The following is a 19,089-nucleotide window of genomic DNA, read 5'->3' as shown; positions in this document are numbered from 1 at the left end:
ATCGAACGGAACAAGCGCAGCGCTCGGTGTGCACAGGGCATCGGGTGCTCCCCGCAGCGAAATAAAGGAGGAGGGGCGCAGCCCCGGGGGACATTCGCGGAGGGGAGTACCCGATGGCCTTTGCACGCGCCCTGAATAGCATCACTAAGAACAAAGGGCCAAAAATCACTGCCACCCATACCGCCGCGCATACCACCCCTTGACCGTCTGCGTGAGCGTTGCATAGCCAGCCAGCATCGCGGCCAGCCACGGAAAGTAGGCCAGCGGAAGCGCCTGCAGTCTGAAGTAGTGCGCGAGTCGCCCCATCGGCAGCCAGATACCCGCCGCGGCAATGGCGGCGCCCATGGCCAGCAGCGGCCAGGCGGCGCGGCTTTGCAGGAAGGGGATCTTCCGCGTGCGGATCAGGTGCACGATGAGTGTTTGCGACAGCAGGCCTTCGACGAACCAGCCGGACTGGAACAAGGTCTGGTGCGCAACCGTGTTGGCCGAGAACGCGAACCACATCACTGCGTAGGTCAGGATGTCGAACACCGAACTCAGTGGCCCGAAGAACACCATGAACCGCCCCAGGTCTGCCGGGTTCCAGCTCTGCGGCTTGCGCAAGAATTCCGGGTCGACGTTATCGAACGGAATCGCAATCTGCGACACGTCGTACAGCAGGTTCTGCACCAGCAAGTGCAGCGGCAGCATCGGCAAGAAGGGCAAGAACGCGCTTGCCACCAGCACCGAGAACACATTGCCGAAATTCGAGCTCGCCGTGAGCTTGATGTACTTGAGCATGTTAGCGAACGTGCGGCGGCCCTCGATCACGCCTTGCTCCAGCACCATCAGGCTTTTTTCCAGCAGGATGATGTCGGCCGATTCCTTCGCCACGTCCACCGCGCCGTCCACCGAGATGCCGATGTCCGCCGCCCGCAGCGCGGGCGCATCGTTGATGCCGTCGCCCATGAAGCCGACCACGTGCCCGTTGGCATGCAGCGCGTGCACGATGCGCTCCTTGTGCGCCGGCGTGAGCTTGGCGAACACCTGGTGCTGCTCGACCAGCGTGCGCAACCCCGCATCGTCCAGCGCCTCGATCTCGCGGCCGAGCACCACGTGGCCCGCCTCGATGCCCACGTCGCCGCAAACCTTGCGTGCGACCAGTTCGTTGTCGCCCGTGAGCACCTTCACCGCCACGCCATGCTCCGCCAGGGCGCGCAGCGCGGGCGCGGTCGATTCCTTCGGCGGATCCAGGAACGCCACGTACCCCAGCAGCGTGAGCCCGGATTCATCGGCCACGCCGTAGGCAGGCTTGCGGGCGTTGGCTCTCAGTGCACGGCTGGCGACGGCCACCACGCGCAGCCCCTGCGCGTTCAGCTCCGATGCCACGCGGTGGATGCTCGCCAGCAAGTCGCCATCGAGCGCCAGCACTTCCGCGCCGCGCTCCACCGCGGTACACACAGAAAGAATTTCTTCGAGCGCACCCTTGCAAATCAGCAGGTGCTCGCTGCCGCCGTTCTCCACCACCACCGACATGCGGCGGCGCGAAAAGTCGAACGGCACTTCGTCGATCTTGCGCCAGGCCGTCTGCAGCCGCGTCTCGGGCTGCATTTCGGCGTGGTTCAACACGGCCTTGTCGAGCAGGTTCTTCAGGCCCGTCTGGTGAAAGCTGTTCAGGTAGGCCAGCTGCAGCACGCGGTTCGACGCCTCGCCCCAGGCGTTGGTATGGCGCTCCAGCACGATGCGGTCCTGCGTCAGCGTGCCGGTCTTGTCGGTGCACAGCACGTCCATTGCGCCAAAGTTGTGAATGGCTTCGAGCCGCTTCACGATCACCTTCTGCCGCGACATCACCACCGCGCCCTTGGCCAGGGTGGCGGTCACGATCATCGGCAGCATCTCGGGCGTGAGCCCGACGGCGATCGACAGCGCGAACAGCGCCGCCTCCCACCAGTCGCCCTTGGACACGCCGTTGATCACCAGCACCAGCGGGGCCATCACCAGCATGAAGCGGATCAGCACCCAGCTCACGCGGTTGATGCCGGCCTGGAACGCGCTCGTGCCCTGGTCGGCGGCGGCCACGCGCTGCGCGAGCGCGCCGAAGAAGGTGCGGTTGCCGGTGTGCACGATCAGCGCGGTGGCGGTGCCGCTGATCACGCTGGTGCCCATGAACAGAAGGTTCTCGCGCTCCAGCACGCCGGCTTCGGGGCTGCCCCGGTCGGTGATCGGAAATTTTTCGACCGGCATGGCTTCGCCCGTCAGTGCGGACTGGCTGATGAACAGGTCCTTGGCGCCCAGCAGGCGGCAGTCGGCCGGAATCATGTCGCCGGCCGAAAGCGCGATCACGTCGCCCGGCACAAGGTCGCGCATCGGCACTTCGACGCGCGGAGCGCTCGCGGCGCCCCGTTCCGGCCGCAGCACGGTGGCGGTGTTGCTCACCATCGCCTTCAACCGCTCGGCCGCCTTGTTGGAGCGCGACTCCTGCAAAAAGCGCAACACCGTCGACAGCCCCACCATGCTGCCGATCACGAGTGCCGCCTTCATGTCTTCGGTCACGTAAGACACGAGCGCCAGCACCGTGAGCAGCAGGTTGAACGGATTGCGGTAGCACTGCCAGAGGTGCGTCCACCACGGCAAAGGTTGCTCGTGGCGAACCTCGTTGCTGCCAAGGCGCTTGCGCAGCGCCTGTGCCTTCTCTTCGCCCAGGCCCTGTGGCGAGCTGCCGAGTGTGGCGAGCAGCTCGCTTGCGTCGGCATGCGATGCGGCGGCCAACGCCTTCGCAATGTCCGGCGGCATGGCGGCGGAGGCTACGCCGACGGGCTTCGAGCCCAGCATCGTCTGCCAGCGCTCGAAGTGATGCAGCATGCGGCGGCTGCGCAGGAAGCTCTCGAAAACGGACTTCAGGACGTTCTTCATTCTTTTTTCCTTCACGGCGCGGGCCGCGAAGGGAAGAACCTCCCGCGTCAATCAGGCGTGGGAATCCCCTTGCGGCGCGGTGCGCTGCAAACTGTTGTTATCGATGGGTCGGAACATGGGCGGCGCGCAGGGGCGCCAATGAGAAGCGGGGTCCATGGAAGGCCTCCTTGATTCGTGCGTGCCGAGCTGTGCGGTGCTGCGTTTCAGCGTTGCGTGGTGCGGGAGGGTTGTTCCAGCAGCAGGAAGAAGCTGCGGATGCGCCGCGTGGTCCAGAGCGCGGCGGCGCGGTCCAGCGTCTCGTTGTCGAGGTCCTGCCTGCTGGCGGCTTCGCGCGCAGGCGCGTGCGCCGACGGGCGAGCGGCGTCCTGCACCGGCTGCTGGTGCTGCTGACGAGATTGGAATTGACGCATGGCAAGGCTCCTTCGCGGTGAAGGGCCTCGCGCACGGACGCACGCAAGCTGACTAAAAAAGTCAGTGACGCAGAACGGCGGGATTCGGAAGGGGAGAACCGCTGGCCTGATTGGCGAACGGGTCACGCTGCGTGCACGGCGGCCGCAGCGCAAGAGAGCCTGCGCTAGAGGGCCGGATGTGTCACGCCTGCCGAGGCACGCGTCTTGTCACTGATCCAACTGGCACTGTCCACGCACGAGGCTCCGAAGTGAAGATCTTGCGATTGTTGCACTGCGTCATGAGGTGCGTCAACCCTTGGCGGCATATTCCGCGCTGCCAGCGCGGTGGCTCCGAAGGTGCGGGAGCGGCCTTCTGGCTTCAGTTGGCGATGCACTGAAACAGCACGCCCGACTCGGCCGGCGCCCTGCCGAGCCACTTGGGCGTTGCATTCCGTGCGCTGCAGTAGTCGGAGGCCTGCACGTAGGTAGGGGCACGCAGCGCGCCGTCGCGAAACGGCGTCACCTCGTTGGGAGGCGAGGAGCAGCCGGTAACAACAAGCAAGGCGAGCGGAAAAAGAAGGTGCCGGTTCATCCGGCCATTCTAAGTAAGAGCGAGTAAGCACGATAAGGGCAAGCGAGCGCGGGCTTCCTATTCGCACAGCGCACGAATTTCCGGCGGAATCGGCACCGCGCGGATACCGCCGCCTTCGCGCCGGGCCGCAAAGATGCGCACTTCCTCGCACTCGAGAATCAGCTCGTCGCCACGCGTCACGCGGTAGGTCTGCACAAAGCTCTTGTCGCGCCACTCGGCAATGCGCACCGCAATGTGCAGCGTGTCGCCGTAGCTCGCGGCCTTGACGAAGCGCGTGTGCGTGTCGACCAGCGGGGTGCCGATCACACCGAGCGTCTTGGTGGTTTCTTCCCAGCGCGGTACGCCGCATTCCGCAAAGAAGTGGCGCGAAGCCGCATCGATCCAGCGGAAGAAGTTGGGAAACCAGACGATGCCGGCCGGATCGCAGTCGCCGAACTCGACGCGCGCGGTGTAGGTGATTTCTTTGCTGCTGCTCATCTGTTCATTGTCGCGGTGCTCAGTCGGCAACGATTTTCCGTTCGCGGATCAGCGCCCCGAAGCGCTGCGAATCGGCCGCGGCGCGCTGCTGGAAATCGGCCGGCGAGCCCGGCAACGCTTCGCCGCCCAGCGCGGCAATGCGCTCCTTCACGGCCGGCAGCGCAAGCGCGCGGTTGATCTGCGTATTGAGCTGCGCCACCACTTCCGGCGGCGTGCCCGCGGGCGCATAGAAGCCGAACACCGTGTCGGCATCGAAGCCACGCAGTCCGGCCTCGTCGAGCGTGGGCACATCAGGAAACTGCGGCGAACGGTGCGGGCTGCCCACCGCCAGCAGCCGCAGCTTGCCGGCGCGCACCTGCTGCAGGCCGATGCCAGGATCGAACGCATAGTCGATCTGGCCCGCGAGCAGGTCCTGCAGCGCAGGGGCGGCGCCGCGGTAGGGCACATGCAGCGCGAAGACGCCGGCCTGGCTCTTGAACATTTCGCCCGCCAGGTGCGGCGAGCTGCCGTTGCCCGGCGAACCGTACGAGAGCTTGCCGGGGTTGGCCTTGAGGTACGAGATGAATTCGCGCACGTTGGTGGGCGGCAGCGAAGGCTTGGCCACCAGAAACACCAGCACGCGCGCGGCCGCGGCCACCGGCACCAGGTCCTTGGCCGGGTCGAAGCTCATTCGCGAATACAGGTGCGGGTTTACCGACACCATGCCGCCTGAACTCATGAGCAGCGTGTAGCCGTCGGCGGGCGCGCGCGCCACCGACTCACCGCCGACGTTGCCGTTGGCGCCCGCGCGGTTCTCGATGACCACGGGTTGCTTGAGCGATTCCTGCAGCGGCTGCGAAACCGCGCGCGCGATCTGGTCCGCGGCGCCGCCCGGCGGAAAGTTGACGACCACCTTGATCGGCTTGGCGGGCCATGCGCCGGATTGGGCCTGGGCATGCGTCTGCGCATGCGTGCAGGCCAAGAGCGCGCAGGCGGCGGTCAAAACAAGGCGGCGTCGCCAGGAAAGGGCGAGGTGGGGCATGGTGTTGTGTCTCCTTGGTTGTTATGAAATCTGCATCAGGCAGTGGTGGAAGGCGGCCGCTTCACCCAGCGGATTGGCTGCGCCTGCAACGGCCTGGGTGCCGCGCCGTGGCGCAACAGCGCGGCGTCGAGCGCCTTGCCGCCTTCGTCCGCCAGGGCCGCCTCGCGCGCCGCGGCAACCGCCTCTGCGCGCTTCGTTGCAGGCAAGGCCGTACGGCCCGCGAGCTCGTCGATCACGTGCAGCAGGTTGTGCTTGCCGCGTTCATTGGTGCTGCCATAGCCCTTGATGAGCCGGCCGCACAGTGCGACTTCGCGGCCGAGTGACCAGGTTTCACGTGTGCCGCTTTCCACGGCCGCGAGCCAACGTTCGATCAAGGCTTGTTCTTCGGCAAAGCGCTGGCCGCGCCGGCGCAGCCATTTGAGCGAAGACAGAAGGCGCAGCGACGCCATGCCGAGCACCGAGTGGCTGCCCACCTTGAGCGGCAGGCCCCAGGGCTCCCGGCCGCGCGCCTGGCGGGTGCGGTCCCATGTGGTCACGCGGCGCGAAAGGCCGGGCGGCAGCAGCGCGGCGAACTCGGGCGCGCCGGGCTTGAAGTGGTCGTAGACCTTCACGATGTCTTCATCGGAGGCACGCACTTCCTGCCGCACGCGCTGCGCACGGCTTGCTCGGCCCTTGAGCGCGGCCACGCGAACGATGTCGTCGAAAGCCATCCACAGCGCGAGCCAGCGCGCGGCTTCGCGGGTAACGGCAAAGCCCTGCGCGCCGGCGGGGTCGGCGGCGCGCTCGGCGTCGAGCACCCTGGCCAGCCGCGCGGCATAGAGCTTGGCGTAGTCAGCGTCCTGGTAGTCGAGCACGCGCGCATGGCCGAGCGCGAGCATGTCGTGCACCGCCGGTGGAAAGCGCCGCGCCACGTCGTCGGGCAGCGCGCGCGCCGGTGGCGGTGCGTCGGCCGTGTCGCCCGCCATGATGCTGCTCACGAAGGCGGCCTGCGCGCGCGGCGCGCTTACCGCATCGAAGGCGGCGGCAAAGCCGCGCAGGCTGGCCGCGGCCATCTTGTTCAGCTTTTCGGGCGCACTGGTGTCGCCGCCGCGCACCACGTGCTCGTAGGCCTCGCGCGGGAACGGAAAGAGGCCGCTGCCCGCAATGGCGCCGAGCATCACGGCGCTGACCACCGTGCCGGCCTCGCGCGCCACCGCGTTCATGTCGAACACATGGTGCTCGCGGCTGAAGGCCTTGACCACGTCGAGCAGGTGCTGCGCATCGGCGCGGCCGTCGCCGGGCTGCATGCGTTCGGCCGTGGTGAAGATGCGCGCCGAAGAGCTGATGACCAGCGTGCGCAGTGGTGCGCTCATGCCGTTGCCGATCTGCCGCGCGGTCTCGAGCAGTTCCGAAGAGACGATGGCGTCGAGCGCACCCGGCACCGGGCTCAGGCTGAACACCGGCCGCCTGCCGGCGAGCTGCGCGAGCGGCACGGGAAACACTTCGATGTAGTAGGTGGTGGCGCCGGTGCGCTGCGCCACGCCGGGAATCGACGTGCTCTGCGCGGCATAGCCGGCGTGGCGGGCAATGTCGACCAGCCACTCGGTAAGCACGCCGCCGCCTTCGCCGCCCAGGGCGCAGACGAGAAGGGTGATGGGTCGGTTCTGTTCCATGGCGTGACTTATGCGGGTTGAAGGGCGCGCACCACGGCCCCGCGCAGCGAGTGCAGCAGGCGTTCGTGCCATTTCGGGTTCTGCACCACCTCGGCGCGATAGAAGCTCGGGCACAGCGTGGCCGCGTGCGCGTTCTCGCCGCACAGGCCGCAGCCCACGCAGCCATCGATCACGGTGGCCACCGGGTCGACCTTGAGCGGATCGGGGTTGTCCTTCAGCGTGAGCGTGGGGCAGCCCGAAAGGCGAATGCAGGCGTGGTCGCCGTTGCACACGTCTTCGTCGACGCCGTATTTCACGCGCACCACGCGCTCGCCTTTCTTGAGCAGGCTTGCAATCCACGGCTTGATGCGGCGCTGGCGCTCCAGCTGGCACTCGCCTTCGGCAATCACCACCTTCAGGCCGTTGAAGTCGCTGGTGAGCGCTTCGGTCAGCGTCTTGCGCATGCGCTCCACGTCGTAGGTGGTCACGGTGCGCATCCACTTCACGCCCAGGCCCGTCAGCGTGGCCTCGATGGTCTGGTTCTTGTCGACCAGGCTCTGCTGCTTGTCGACCGCGCGCTCCTTCATCTCGTCGTCGGGCGTGGAGATGATGTCCTGCGTGCCCGTGGCCGAGGTGTAGCCGTTCTTGAAGATCAGCAGCACCGCGTCGTCGTCGTTGAAGAGCGCGCTCTGCACGCCCGTGAGCAGGCCGTTGTGCCAGAAGCCACCGTCGCCCATGATCGACAGCGTGCGTCGGTTCATCATCGGCGCCACGCCCGCGCGGCTGGCCAGGCTCATGCCGTAGCCCAGGATCGAATGCCCCATCGAGAACGGTTCGAAAGTGCCGAAGGCATGGCAACCGATGTCGGCCGCAATGTGCACGGGGCCCGTCTGCTGCTGCGCAAGCTTCAGGGCCGAGAACACCGGGCGCTCCGGGCAGCCGACGCAAAAGCTCGGCGGCCGGTTGGGCAGCGGCGCGGAGAGCTGGCGCGCAACGGCCTCGCGCCTCTCGCGGTTGCCGGCCAGCCAAGCCGCGGCGGACGAAGAGGCTTCGCCCGGCCCGATGTACTTGGCCGCGAACGTGCCGATGCCGCCCGCGAGCACTTCCACGCCGTATTCACCCGCCGAAGGCAGCATGTCCTTGCCGTGCAGCGGCGTCTGGATGTCGCGCCGGCGCAGCAGCGTGGCGATGTCCTGCTCGATGTATTCGGGCTGGCCTTCTTCCACCACCAGCACCGCGCGTTTGCCCACGCAAAAGTCGGCCACCTGTTCGGGCACCAGCGGGTAGGTCACGTTGAGCACCAGGATCGGGATGTCCGTCCCGCCGAAGGCATCGGCCAGGCCCTGCTGCTGCAGGCTGCGAATCAGCGCGTTGTAGAGCCCGCCCTGCACCACGATGCCCAGGTCGGCATGGCGACTACCCGGAATGAGTTCGTTGAGCCCGTGCTCCACGATGTAGCGCCGCGCCGCCGGAATGCGCTCGTCGCCCTTGAGCTTTTCGTGGCGAAAGGTGACCGGCGGATGCGCGAGCCGCATGTAGTCGAAGCCCGCGGGTTCCGTCATCAGCGCCCGGGTAGAGACGGCCGGCGCAATGTTGTCCTTGCACTCGAAGCTGCCGCGCACATGGCAGGTGCGGATGCGCAGCTCCATGAGGCAGGGCATGTTCGAGGCCTCCGAGAGCCGGAAGCCGTGCTCGACCATGCGCACCATCTGGCCGAGGTCGGGCCGCGGATCGAGCAGGCACATGCTCGACTTGAGTGCGTAGGCATGCGTGCGCTCCTGGATCACGCTCGCGCCCTCGCCGTAGTCCTCGCCCACCACCACCAGCACGCCGCCCGTCACGCCGGGCGACGAGAGATTGGAGAGCGCATCGGCCGCCACGTTGGTGCCGACGATGGACTTCCACGTCACGGCGCCACGCAGCGGGTAGTGGATGGAAGCGCCGAGCATGGCGGCCGCGGAGGCCTCGTTGGAGCAGGCCTCCACGTGCACGCCCAGTTCGTCCATGTATGTCTTGGCCTGCACCATCACGTCGAGCAGGTGGGAGACCGGCGCACCCTGGTAGCCCCCGACGTAGGCCACGCCGGATTGCAGCAGGCCTTTGGTGATCGCGAGAATGCCCTCGCCGTGGAACGTGTCGCCGGCGCCCAGGCGCAGCGATTGCACTTCCTTGCTGAATGAAACTTCCAAGAGATTCGGCTCCGATGGGTTGATGTGGTGGTTGAATGGCTGGCGGCAAAGGCGCGCGTTCCCCGCGCCGCGCTTTTCGCCGGCGTTGCGCTGCGGAATCGGTGGCTACTTGCCGGTCGGCATGGCGGCGGTGCCGGGAAAGCGCGCCGCGTAGTACGCAAGGGTGTCCAGGTCCTCCGGCGGAATGCCGCTCACGGCCTCCGTCATCGCCTGCGTGTAGCCAGGCCGCTTGCCGGTGCGAAAGCCGTGCAGCGTCATCTGCAGGTAGTCCTCGCGCTGCTGTGCGATGCGCGGCACCTGCTGTCCGCCGCTCAGGTCGGCGCCGTGGCAGATCACGCAGCGGTGCGTTTGCGCCAGCGCCTGCCCACGCGCCATGCGGGCGGCATCGGGCGGCGTGGTCGGGGGCGGTGCGGGCACGGCCGGCAGCGTGGCAATGAACTCCGAGAAGCCGCGCAGGTCCTCGTCCTTCATGGTCTTGGCCACCGCCGTCATCGCGGGGTTGTCGCGCCGGCCCTCGCGAAACAGAAACAGCTGCGTGATGGCATAGAACGAATGCTGGCCCGCGAGCACCGGTGTTCCCGCCATGTCACTGCGCCCGTTGGCACCGTGGCACGAGGCGCACACCGCCGCATAGCGCTGCGCATAGGCGCCCTGCGCAGCCTGCGTGCCTTGGGCGCTGGCGAGCGGCGCCGCCGAAGCCAGGAGCGTCATGGCCATGGCCGTGATTGCCCGCGCGAGAACCGTGAAAGCGAAACCCCTGCTCATCGGCCGCTGTAGCTGATGCGGTAGATCGCGCCCGCGTGGTCGTCGCTCACGAGCATGGAGCCGTCCTTCAGCACCAGGAAGTCCACCGGCCGGCCGAGATAGTTGTTGTTCTCGACGAAGCCCGTCATGAAGGGCTCGACCTTCGCGCCGCCCTTGCCATCCGGCCATGCCACGGCAATGTCGGCGTACCTGACGGTGCGGTTCCACGGGCCATGGCGTGCAATGAACATGGCGCCGCGGTACTTGGTCGGGAACATCTTCCCCTTGTAGAAGGCCAGGCCCAACCCGGCGGCGTGCGGGCCGAGCAATGCGGCGGGCTTGGTGAACTCGCCGCAGTTCTTGCCCCAACCGAACTCGGGGTCGGCGATGTTGCCCTGGTGGCAGTACGGGTAGCCGAAGTGCTGGTCGGGCTTGGTTACCACGTTCAGTTCGTCGTTCGGCAGGTCTTCGCTGAGCCAGTCGCGCCCGTTGTCGGTAAACCAGAGGTTGCCCGTCTTCGGGTCGAAGTCGAAGCCCACCGTGTTGCGCACGCCGCGGGCCACCGTCTCGATGCCGCTGCCGTCCAGGTTCATGCGAAAGATGCGCGCATGCTTCTCGTCGGGGTCGCAGATGTTGCAGGGCGCGCCCACGGCGTAGTAGAGCTTGTCGTTGTGAACCCGCAGGTAGCGCCAGCTGTGGTCCTGCCCGCCGGGCAGCTTGTCGTTGAGCACCACCGGCGTGCCGGGGTTGTCGAGCTTGTCTTCGATGCCGTCGTAGCGAACGATCTGCTTATGCGTGGCAAGGTACAGCGCGCCCTTGTGGTATTCGATGCCGGTGGCGAACTCGGTCTTGTCGACGATGGTCTTGGGCTTGCGGTCGCCCTTCTCGGCAATGGCATAGACCTTGTTGCCCACGAAGAGCGTGCTCACGAACACCGTGCCCTTGTCGCCCTGGCGGAGCGACCGCGCGTCGAGCACGCCCGAGGCCCAGGTCTCCACCTTGAAGCCCGGCGGCAGCTTGAACTTGATGGTGGGCAACTGGTCGGCCGCGGTGGGAATAGGGAAGGAAGGAACCGGCGCCATGCGCGTGGCCGCCTCTGTCTTGGGGCGCCCCTTGGCCCAGCCCGGCTCCTCGGCCGGCGGCTGCTGGGCCCATGCGGCAGTGGTGGCAACGCAAAGCAGGGCGGCAATTGCCGCATGCGGACGCAGTCTGGCCATGTCTTGTCTCCTTCTCGTGGGTGGGCTCTTCGTGTTCGCCGACCTTGGGTCGATCGGCAACGGCGGCCAGTGTGCGAGCCCTGCGCCGGGTCTTCAATAAAATGATCGAGCTAAGTAATATGCACACCATGCATATACAAACGATAGACCTCAACCTGCTGCGACTGTTCGATGCGGTCTATCGCGCACGCAGCGTGAGCCGCGCCGCCGAAGAGCTGGGCCTTACGCAGCCCGCCGCCAGCCATGGCCTGGGCCGCCTGCGCCTGCTGCTGAAAGACGCGCTCTTCACGCGTGCGCCCGGCGGTGTGGCGCCCACGCCGCGCGCCGACCGGCTGGCCGTTGCGGTGCAGGCCGCGCTCAACACGCTGGAAGAAGCGCTGCAGGAGCCCGGTCGATTCGAGCCGCAGGCATCGCGCAAGACCTTTCGCATTCACATGAGCGACATCGGCGAAGGCCGCTTCTTGCCTCCGCTGATGGCGCGGCTTGGCGAGCTGGCGCCCGGCGTCCGCATCGAGACCCTGCCGCTGTTGCCGACCGACATAGCGCCCGCGCTCGACAGCGGCCGCATCGACTTTGCCTTCGGCTTTTTGCCCAAGGTGCGCGACACGCAGCGCAAGCACCTGCTGAAAGACCGCTACATCGTGCTGTTGCGCAAGGGCCATCCGTTCGCGCGCGGCCGGCGCAACAGCCAGGCCCTCATCGAGGCGCTGCAAACGCTCGAATACGTGGCGGTGCGCACGCATGCGGAAACGCTGCGCATATTGCAGTTGCTCAACCTGGAAGAGCGGGTGCGGCTGACCACCGAGCACTTCATGGTGCTGCCCGCCATCGTGCGCGCCACCGACCTTGCGGTGGTGATGCCGCGCAACATCGCGCGCGGGTTCGCAGAAGGGGGCGGCTACGCCATCGTGGAGCCCGCTTTTCCGCTGCGCGACTTCACCGTGTCGCTGCATTGGAGCAGGCGCTTCGAGGCCGACCCGGCCAACCGGTGGCTGCGGCAGGTGATCACCGAACTGTTCGCGGAGGGCGCTTGATGAAAAAAGCGGCACCCGCCGGGGCGGATGACGCCCGATGTGGCCCAGGAATTGCTCACTGGCTCAAGGGTTTCCCCGTAGCTTGCATACCAGCCCCCACATACGCAATATGGGCGCTGCGGTATGTACCCGGCGGCGCAAGCCGCTAACGTCAACGCTTGGCCGAAACGAGCCGCCCACGAGCACGAAGAGCATGAGCACCGAGAGCAGCAACAAGACCCAACCCATCCGGTTCTTCCACCGCGGAAAAACCGTCGACGTCAGCGGCGTCCACCCCACGCGCTCCGTGCTCGACTGGCTGCGCGAGGACGCGCACTGCACAGGCACCAAGGAAGGCTGCAACGAAGGCGACTGCGGCGCCTGCACCGTGGTCGTCGGCGAGCTGGCCGAGGCCGGCGGCCTGAAGCTGCAGACCGTGAACGCCTGCATCCAGTTCTTGCCCACCTTGCACGGCAAGGCGCTTTTCACGGTCGAAGACCTCAAGGACCAGTGCCAGGCCCATGCGGCGGGCGAGACCGAAGTTCAGGCGCAGGACAAGCGCCCCCATCCCGTGCACCGCCTGCACCCGGTGCAGCAGGCCATGGTCGATTGCCACGGCTCGCAGTGCGGCTTTTGCACCCCGGGGTTCGTGATGTCGCTGTGGTCCGCCTACGAGCACCACCAAGCCGAGGGCACCCTGCCCACGCGCCAACAGCTGGCCGACGATCTTTCAGGCAACCTGTGCCGCTGCACCGGCTACCGGCCGATTCTCGACGCCGGCCAACGCATGTTCGACCTGCCTCCGGTGCGGCTCGATGCGCAGCCGGTGGTGGCCGCGCTCACGGCCCTGCAAGGGAATTTGCAGCAAGAGGGCCTCGACTACGCCGCGCCGCTCGGCGCCCGCATCGACCACTTTCATGCGCCCAGAACGCTCGCGCAGCTTGCGGCGCTGCGCGTGCAGAAGCCCGGCGCACAGTTGCTCTCGGGCTCCACCGACGTCGGCCTGTGGGTCAACAAGCAGTTTCGCGACCTGGGCGACATCATCTACGTGGGTGACGTGGCTGAAATGAAGATCGTCGAGGCGCGTGCCGACGAGCTCTACATAGGCGCCGGCGCTTCGCTCGAAGCCGCATTCGAAGCCCTGGTGCAGCGCGTGCCCAGCCTGCAGGACGTGTGGCTGCGCTTTGCGTCGCCGCCCATCCGCCATGCCGGCACCATGGGCGGCAACGTGGCCAATGGTTCGCCCATCGGCGATTCGCCGCCGGTGCTGATGTCGCTCGACGCGGAGATCGAGCTGCGCCGTGGCGATGCGGTGCGCCGCATGCCGCTGCCCGATTTTTATGTCGACTACATGAAGAACCAGCTGCAGCCGGGCGAGTTTGTGCAGGGGCTTGCGGTTCCGCTCGCGGCCATGCGCCGCCAGGTGCGTGCCTACAAGATCAGCAAGCGCTTCGACTGCGACATCTCCGCGCTGTGCGCCGGTTTTGCGGTGGAGCTGGAAGAGGGCAGCGACACGGTGAAGGCCGTGCGCCTGGCCTTCGGCGGCATGGCCGCCACCGTGAAGCGCGCCGCCCAGGCCGAAGCCGCGCTGGTGGGCAAGCCCTGGACGCAAGCCAGCGTGAACGCCGCCAAGCTCGCGCTCGCGCAAGACTTCAAGCCGCTGTCGGACATGCGCGCTTCGGCCGACTACCGGCTGCAGGTGGCGCAGAACCTCATCCAGCGCCTCTGGCTCGAAACCCGCGCCGACGACGCACTCTCGCTCGAAGAGACCAGCGTCTGGAGCGTGATGCCCCATGCCTCGGCCAAGGCCGCGGCGGAAGGAGTCTGACCATGAACAAGCCCATCGACGCCCGCCTGCTGCAGCCCGCCGAGCCATTTGCCGACTACCTGAAGAACACCGCCGCGCGCATCGACCCCGCGGCCGAGGCGGTGGCGCACGAACTCGGCGCGCGAGTCGGCATCAGCCGCCCGCACGAATCGGCGCACCTGCACGTGGCCGGCGAAGCCACCTACATCGACGACATTCCCGAAATTGCCGGCACGCTGCATTGCGCGCTGGGCCTCTCGCCCGCAGCCAACGGCCGGGTGACGGCGCTGTCGCTCGATGCGATTCGCGCCATGCCGGGCGTGGTGTCGGTGCTCACCGCGGACGATATTCCCGGCACCAACGACTGCGGCTCGATCGTGCACGACGACCCGATATTGCTTTCGCTGAAAGACGGCGGCCAGATCCGCTACCTGGGCCAGCCGGTGTTCGCGGTGATTGCCGAAAGCCGCGATGCCGCGCGCCGCGCCGCCGCAAAGGCGAAGGACGCCATCGCCGTCGAAGCCGAGCCGCCCGTGCTCACGCCGCAGGATGCGCACGCGCGCGGCCAGTATGTGGTGCCGCCAATGCACATCGTGCGCAGCGGCGGCGCGGCCAACGAAGGCGACGAGGCGGCGGTGCGCGCCGCCATTGCCACCGCGCCGCACCGCCACAAGGCCACGCTCGACGTGGGCGGGCAGGAGCAGTTCTACCTCGAAGGCCAGATCAGCTACGCCATTCCGAAGGAGGGCGGCGCGCTGCACATTCATTGCTCCACGCAGCACCCGAGCGAGATGCAGCACCTGGTGGCGCATGCGCTGCACCTGCAGTCGAACGAGGTGCATGTCGAATGCCGGCGCATGGGCGGCGGCTTCGGCGGCAAGGAGTCGCAGTCGGCGCTGTTCGCCTGCGTGGCTGCGGTGGCGGCCAGCAAGCTGCGCCGTCCGGTCAAGCTCAGGCTCGACCGCGACGACGACTTCATGATTACCGGCCGCCGCCACTGCTTCTGGTACGAGTACGACGTGGGCTATGACGACGAGGGACGCATCCTCGGCGCAGAGATCACCATGGTCTCGCGCGCCGGCCACTCGGCCGATCTTTCGGGCCCCGTGATGACGCGTGCGCTGTGCCACTTCGACAACGCCTACTGGTTGCCCAACGTGGCGATGCACGGCTATTCGGGCAAGACCAACACGCAGAGCAACACGGCCTTCCGCGGCTTTGGCGGCCCGCAGGGCGCCATTGCCATCGAGAACATCTTGGACTCCGTGGCGCGCGAGCTGAAGAAAGACCCGCTCGACGTTCGGCGCGTCAACTTCTACGGCAAGGTGGAGAACAACGTCACGCCGTACCGGCAGACCGTGACCGACAACATCGTGCACGAACTGGTGGCCGAGCTCGAAACGAGCAGCGACTACCGCGCCAGGCGCGAGGAGATCGCCGCGTTCAACCGGAAGAGCGTGGTGCTCAAGCGCGGCCTTGCGCTGGCACCGCTCAAGTTCGGCATTTCGTTCAACGTGAAGCACTTCAACCAGGCCGGCGCGCTGGTGCATGTGTACACCGATGGCTCCATTCTCGTGAACCACGGCGGAACCGAGATGGGGCAGGGCCTCAACACCAAGGTGGCGCAGGTGGTGGCGCACGAGCTGGGCGTGAGCTTCGAGCGCGTGCGCGTGACCGCGACCGACACCACCAAGGTGGCCAACACCTCGGCCACCGCCGCATCGACCGGCGCCGACTTGAACGGCAAGGCCGCGCAAGATGCGGCGCGGCAGATCCGCGAGCGGCTTGCGCAAAGCGCCGCGGAACGCCATGGCGGCAAGGCGAGCGAAGTGCGCTTTGCGAACGACAAGGTCGAGGTCAACGGCCGCACGCTGGCCTTCAGCACCGTGGTGGGCGAGGCGTATCTCGACCGCAAGCAGCTCTGGTCGGACGGCTTCTACGCCACCCCGGGCCTCAGCTGGGACAAGGAAAAGATGCAGGGCCGCCCGTTCTACTACTACGCCTATGGCGCAGCGGTGAGCGAGGTGGTCGTCGACACGCTCACCGGCGAATGGAAGTTGCTGCGCGCCGACATCCTGCACGACGCAGGCAAGTCGCTGAACCCCGCCGTGGACATCGGCCAGGTCGAAGGCGCCTTCATCCAGGGCATGGGATGGCTCACGACCGAAGAGTTGGTGTGGCATCCTGCCGACGGCTCCAGGAACGCGGGCAAGCTCACCACGCACGCGCCCAGCACCTACAAGATTCCGACCGCCAACGACTGCCCGCCCGTCTTCAACGTGCGCCTGTTCGAAGGCCAGAATTTCGAGGACTCCATCCACCGCAGCAAGGCCGTGGGCGAGCCGCCGCTGCTGCTGCCGTTCTCGGTGTTCTTCGCCATTCGCGACGCGGTGTCGGCCGCGGGCGGCCACAAGGTCGATCCGCCGCTGAAGGCGCCGGCCACGAGCGAGTCGATTCTTCGCGCCATCACGGCCGTCCAGTCCGCATAGCCACTCGTAGACTTTGGCGCATGTCCAAAGTCCTTCCAATGCCCAACTCCCTGATCTCCATCGCGAAACACCGCGGAACCGGCTTCGCCGCCGCCGTGGGAGAACGCCATGCGTGACCAAGCGCTGTTCGACAAGATCGATTTGCACCTCATCCGGGTGCTGCACACCGTGCTGACCGACCGCAGCGTTTCGCGCGCCGCCATTCGCCTGGGCATGTACCAGCCGGCCGTGTCGGCCGCGCTGAAGCGGCTGCGCGAACTCTCGGGCGACCCGCTGCTGGTGCGCTCGGGTTCGGGCATGGTGCCGACCGATGCGGGGCTGCGCATGATCGAGCCCGCGGCCAGCATCCTGCGCGCGGCCGAAATGCTGTTCTCCGATGCGCGCGGCTTCGAGCCGCAGTCGGCGGCCACCACCTTCCGCATCGCGGCGAGCGACTACATGGACCCGCTCTTCCTGCCGATGCTGGTGGCGCACGTGAAGCGCGAGGCGCCGCTATGCCAGATCGAGATCCACGCGCTCACGCCGGACTCGGACTATCACGGCCATCTCGCGCTCGGCCAGGTCGACCTCGTGATCGGCAACTGGCTCAAGCCGCCCGAAGACCTGCACATGGCGCGGCTTTTCGGCGACGAGGTGGTGTCGCTGGTCAACCAGGACCATCCGGCCGTGCGCCGCGGCTGGGACCTGGAAACCTGGCTCGCGGCCGAGCACATTGCGCCCACGCCCATGCACCCGGGCGGGCGCGGCATCATCGACCAGATGCTCGACGAGCTGGGCAGGCAGCGCAACATCACGGCGCGCTGCGCGCACTTCAGCCTCATTCCGGACATGGTGGCCTCGAGCCTCTTGGTGCTCACCACCGGCCGCCAGTATTGCGAGCGCTTTGCCGCACGCCTCCCGGTGAAGATTCTCGATTGCCCGGTGGCGCTGCCGCGCCTCATGTACTACCAGCTCTGGCACGAGCGCACCCATTCGTCGAGTTCCGCGCGCTGGCTGCGCGAATGCATCAAGGACGTGGCGGCCTCGCTGCGGCCCGCCTTCACCACATCGGCCCAGCGGGCTGTCGCAGCGGAGGCTCCCGACCCGCCCTGACGAATCCTTCGGCCGCGCCGGCGTCGCGGCCGGGGCGACGATGAACGAACCGCCAAACACAACAGCTGGAGACAAGCGACATGAACAGGTTTGAAGAGGTGCCCAAGGTCACCGATCCCCACGCCTCGGGGACAGCCGCGCGCACCGCGCCGCGGAATGCGGGCTTGCTTGAACGCATGTTCAAGCTCACCGAGCACAACACCACCGTGCGCACCGAGGTCATCGCAGGGCTCACCACCTTCCTGACGATGGCCTACATCATCTTCGTGAACCCATCGATCCTCGGCGATGCAGGCATGCCGAAGGGCGCGGTGTTCGTGGCCACCTGCCTGATCGCGGCGCTGGGCACGCTGATCATAGGGCTGTATGCCAACTACCCGATCGCCATGGCGCCGGGCATGGGCCTGAACGCCTACTTCGCCTACGTGGTGGTTCTGGGCATGGGCTACACATGGCAGGTGGCGCTGGGTGCGGTGTTCATCTCGGGCTGCCTGTTCCTCATCGTCACGGTCACCGGATTGCGGGAGCTGTTCATACAAGGCATACCGCAGTCGCTTCGAACGGCGATCACCGTAGGCATCGGCATGTTTTTGGCGCTCATCGCGCTCAAGAGCGCGGGCGTGGTGGCTGCCTCGCCGGCCACCTTCGTCACGCTGGGCGACCTGCATTCGGCGCCGGTGGTGCTGGCCACGCTGGGCTTCCTGGTGATCGTGGCGCTCGACCGGCTGAAGGTGCGCGGCGCCATCTTGATCGGCATCTTGCTGGTGACGGTGCTGTCGTTCTTCTTCGGCGGCAACAAGTTCCACGGCGTGTTCGATGCGCCGCCGTCCATTGCGCCCACCTTCATGCAGCTCGACATCTTGGGCGCGCTGAAGGGCGGCATCCTGAACGTGGTGCTGGTGTTCTTCCTGGTCGAAATGTTCGACGCCACCGGCACGCTGATGGGCGTGGCCAAGCGCGCCGGCCTGCTGGTGCCCGGCAAGATGGAGCGCATGAACAAGGCGCTGCTGGCCGACAGCGGCGCCATCTTCGCGGGCTCGCTGCTCGGCACCTCGAGCACCACGGCCTACGTGGAAAGCGCGGCCGGCGTGCAGGCGGGTGGCCGCACCGGCCTCACGGCCGTGGTGGTGGCGGGGCTGTTCCTCGCTTGCCTGATGATCTCGCCGCTCGCGGGCTCGGTGCCGGCCTATGCCACCGCGCCGGCGCTGCTGTTCGTGGGCTGTCTGATGCTGCGCGACCTGGTCGAGCTCGACTGGGAAGACACCACCGAAGTGATTCCCGCGGCAGTGACCGCGCTGGCCATGCCGTTCACCTACTCGATCGCCAACGGCCTGGCCTTCGGCTTCATTACCTACGCCGTGCTCAAGCTCTTTACCGGGCGGGCACGGGAAGTGCATGCAATGGTCTGGGTGATCGCAGCGATTTTCCTGTTCAAGTTCGCCTACATCGGCGGACACTGATCGAAGCGCCGTCGGGCGCCGATGGATGCGGAAGCCGCTATTAAACTTATAGCTGCTTCCGCTTTGTTGCTGTTGA

14 protein-coding genes are annotated in these 19,089 nt (G+C 67.0%); 5 read left to right on the top strand and 9 right to left on the bottom strand.

The window, feature by feature from the left end; translation table 11 throughout:
* Positions 1–165 precede the first annotated feature (165 nt).
* The 9 genes from mgtA to V9L20_RS19670 all read right to left on the bottom strand — a co-directional run bounded on the left by mgtA (position 166) and on the right by V9L20_RS19670 (position 11,152).
* Positions 166–2,892: a magnesium-translocating P-type ATPase gene (mgtA, locus tag V9L20_RS19710; protein WP_337297860.1), complete on the bottom strand. Its 2,727-nt coding sequence runs from the start codon at positions 2,890–2,892 to the stop codon at positions 166–168.
* 203 nt (positions 2,893–3,095) lie between these two features.
* Positions 3,096–3,302 (bottom strand): hypothetical protein, encoded by a 207-nt coding sequence (locus V9L20_RS19705; RefSeq protein ID WP_337297859.1) that lies wholly within the window; start codon positions 3,300–3,302, stop codon positions 3,096–3,098.
* A gap of 358 nt (positions 3,303–3,660) precedes the next feature.
* Positions 3,661–3,873 (bottom strand): hypothetical protein, encoded by a 213-nt coding sequence (locus V9L20_RS19700; protein ID WP_258501777.1) that lies wholly within the window; start codon positions 3,871–3,873, stop codon positions 3,661–3,663.
* A gap of 57 nt (positions 3,874–3,930) precedes the next feature.
* Positions 3,931–4,350 carry an acyl-CoA thioesterase gene (locus V9L20_RS19695; RefSeq protein WP_337297858.1) on the bottom strand — a complete coding sequence of 140 codons (420 nt, stop codon included), beginning with the start codon at positions 4,348–4,350 and terminating at the stop codon, positions 3,931–3,933.
* A 19-nt stretch (positions 4,351–4,369) separates the two neighbouring features.
* Positions 4,370–5,371: a Bug family tripartite tricarboxylate transporter substrate binding protein gene (locus V9L20_RS19690; protein WP_337297857.1), complete on the bottom strand. Its 1,002-nt coding sequence runs from the start codon at positions 5,369–5,371 to the stop codon at positions 4,370–4,372.
* Positions 5,372–5,406: 35 nt separating this feature from the next.
* The gene (locus V9L20_RS19685; RefSeq protein WP_337297856.1) at positions 5,407–7,023 is read right to left on the bottom strand and encodes an indolepyruvate oxidoreductase subunit beta family protein; all 1,617 of its coding nucleotides are present in this window, start codon (positions 7,021–7,023) and stop codon (positions 5,407–5,409) included.
* A gap of 8 nt (positions 7,024–7,031) precedes the next feature.
* Positions 7,032–9,191, bottom strand: coding sequence for an indolepyruvate ferredoxin oxidoreductase subunit alpha (locus V9L20_RS19680; RefSeq protein ID WP_337297855.1), 2,160 nt, complete (start codon positions 9,189–9,191; stop codon positions 7,032–7,034).
* Between the two features lie 105 nt (positions 9,192–9,296).
* Complete coding sequence (locus V9L20_RS19675; RefSeq protein WP_337297854.1) at positions 9,297–9,956, bottom strand: c-type cytochrome; 660 nt, start codon at positions 9,954–9,956, stop codon at positions 9,297–9,299.
* On the bottom strand, positions 9,953–11,152 hold the full coding sequence (locus tag V9L20_RS19670) for a PQQ-dependent sugar dehydrogenase (protein ID WP_337297853.1): 1,200 nt from the start codon (positions 11,150–11,152) through the stop codon (positions 9,953–9,955). The genes V9L20_RS19675 and V9L20_RS19670 overlap by 4 nt, the downstream gene beginning before the upstream one ends.
* 128 nt (positions 11,153–11,280) lie before the next feature.
* Between V9L20_RS19670 and V9L20_RS19665 the strand changes: the two genes are divergently transcribed.
* From V9L20_RS19665 to V9L20_RS19645, 5 genes are all read left to right on the top strand, one after another.
* The gene (locus V9L20_RS19665) at positions 11,281–12,186 is read left to right on the top strand and encodes a LysR family transcriptional regulator (RefSeq protein ID WP_443098606.1); all 906 of its coding nucleotides are present in this window, start codon (positions 11,281–11,283) and stop codon (positions 12,184–12,186) included.
* A 193-nt stretch (positions 12,187–12,379) separates the two neighbouring features.
* Positions 12,380–13,993, top strand: a complete 1,614-nt coding sequence (xdhA, locus tag V9L20_RS19660; RefSeq protein ID WP_337297851.1) for a xanthine dehydrogenase small subunit — start codon at positions 12,380–12,382, stop codon at positions 13,991–13,993.
* 2 nt (positions 13,994–13,995) lie between these two features.
* Positions 13,996–16,461, top strand: coding sequence for a xanthine dehydrogenase molybdopterin binding subunit (gene xdhB, locus V9L20_RS19655; protein WP_337297850.1), 2,466 nt, complete (start codon positions 13,996–13,998; stop codon positions 16,459–16,461).
* A gap of 108 nt (positions 16,462–16,569) precedes the next feature.
* Entirely contained in the window at positions 16,570–17,553 is a 984-nt protein-coding gene (locus V9L20_RS19650) for a LysR family transcriptional regulator (protein ID WP_337297849.1), read from the top strand.
* 176 nt (positions 17,554–17,729) lie between these two features.
* Complete coding sequence (locus tag V9L20_RS19645; protein ID WP_443098610.1) at positions 17,730–19,013, top strand: NCS2 family permease; 1,284 nt, start codon at positions 17,730–17,732, stop codon at positions 19,011–19,013.
* The last annotated feature ends 76 nt before the right edge of the window (positions 19,014–19,089 follow it).

Origin of the sequence: Variovorax sp. CCNWLW225 (assembly GCF_037204045.1) — a bacterium.
Taxonomy (GTDB): Bacteria; Pseudomonadota; Gammaproteobacteria; order Burkholderiales; family Burkholderiaceae_C; genus Variovorax.
This window is presented reverse-complemented; position numbering and strand designations above follow the sequence as displayed.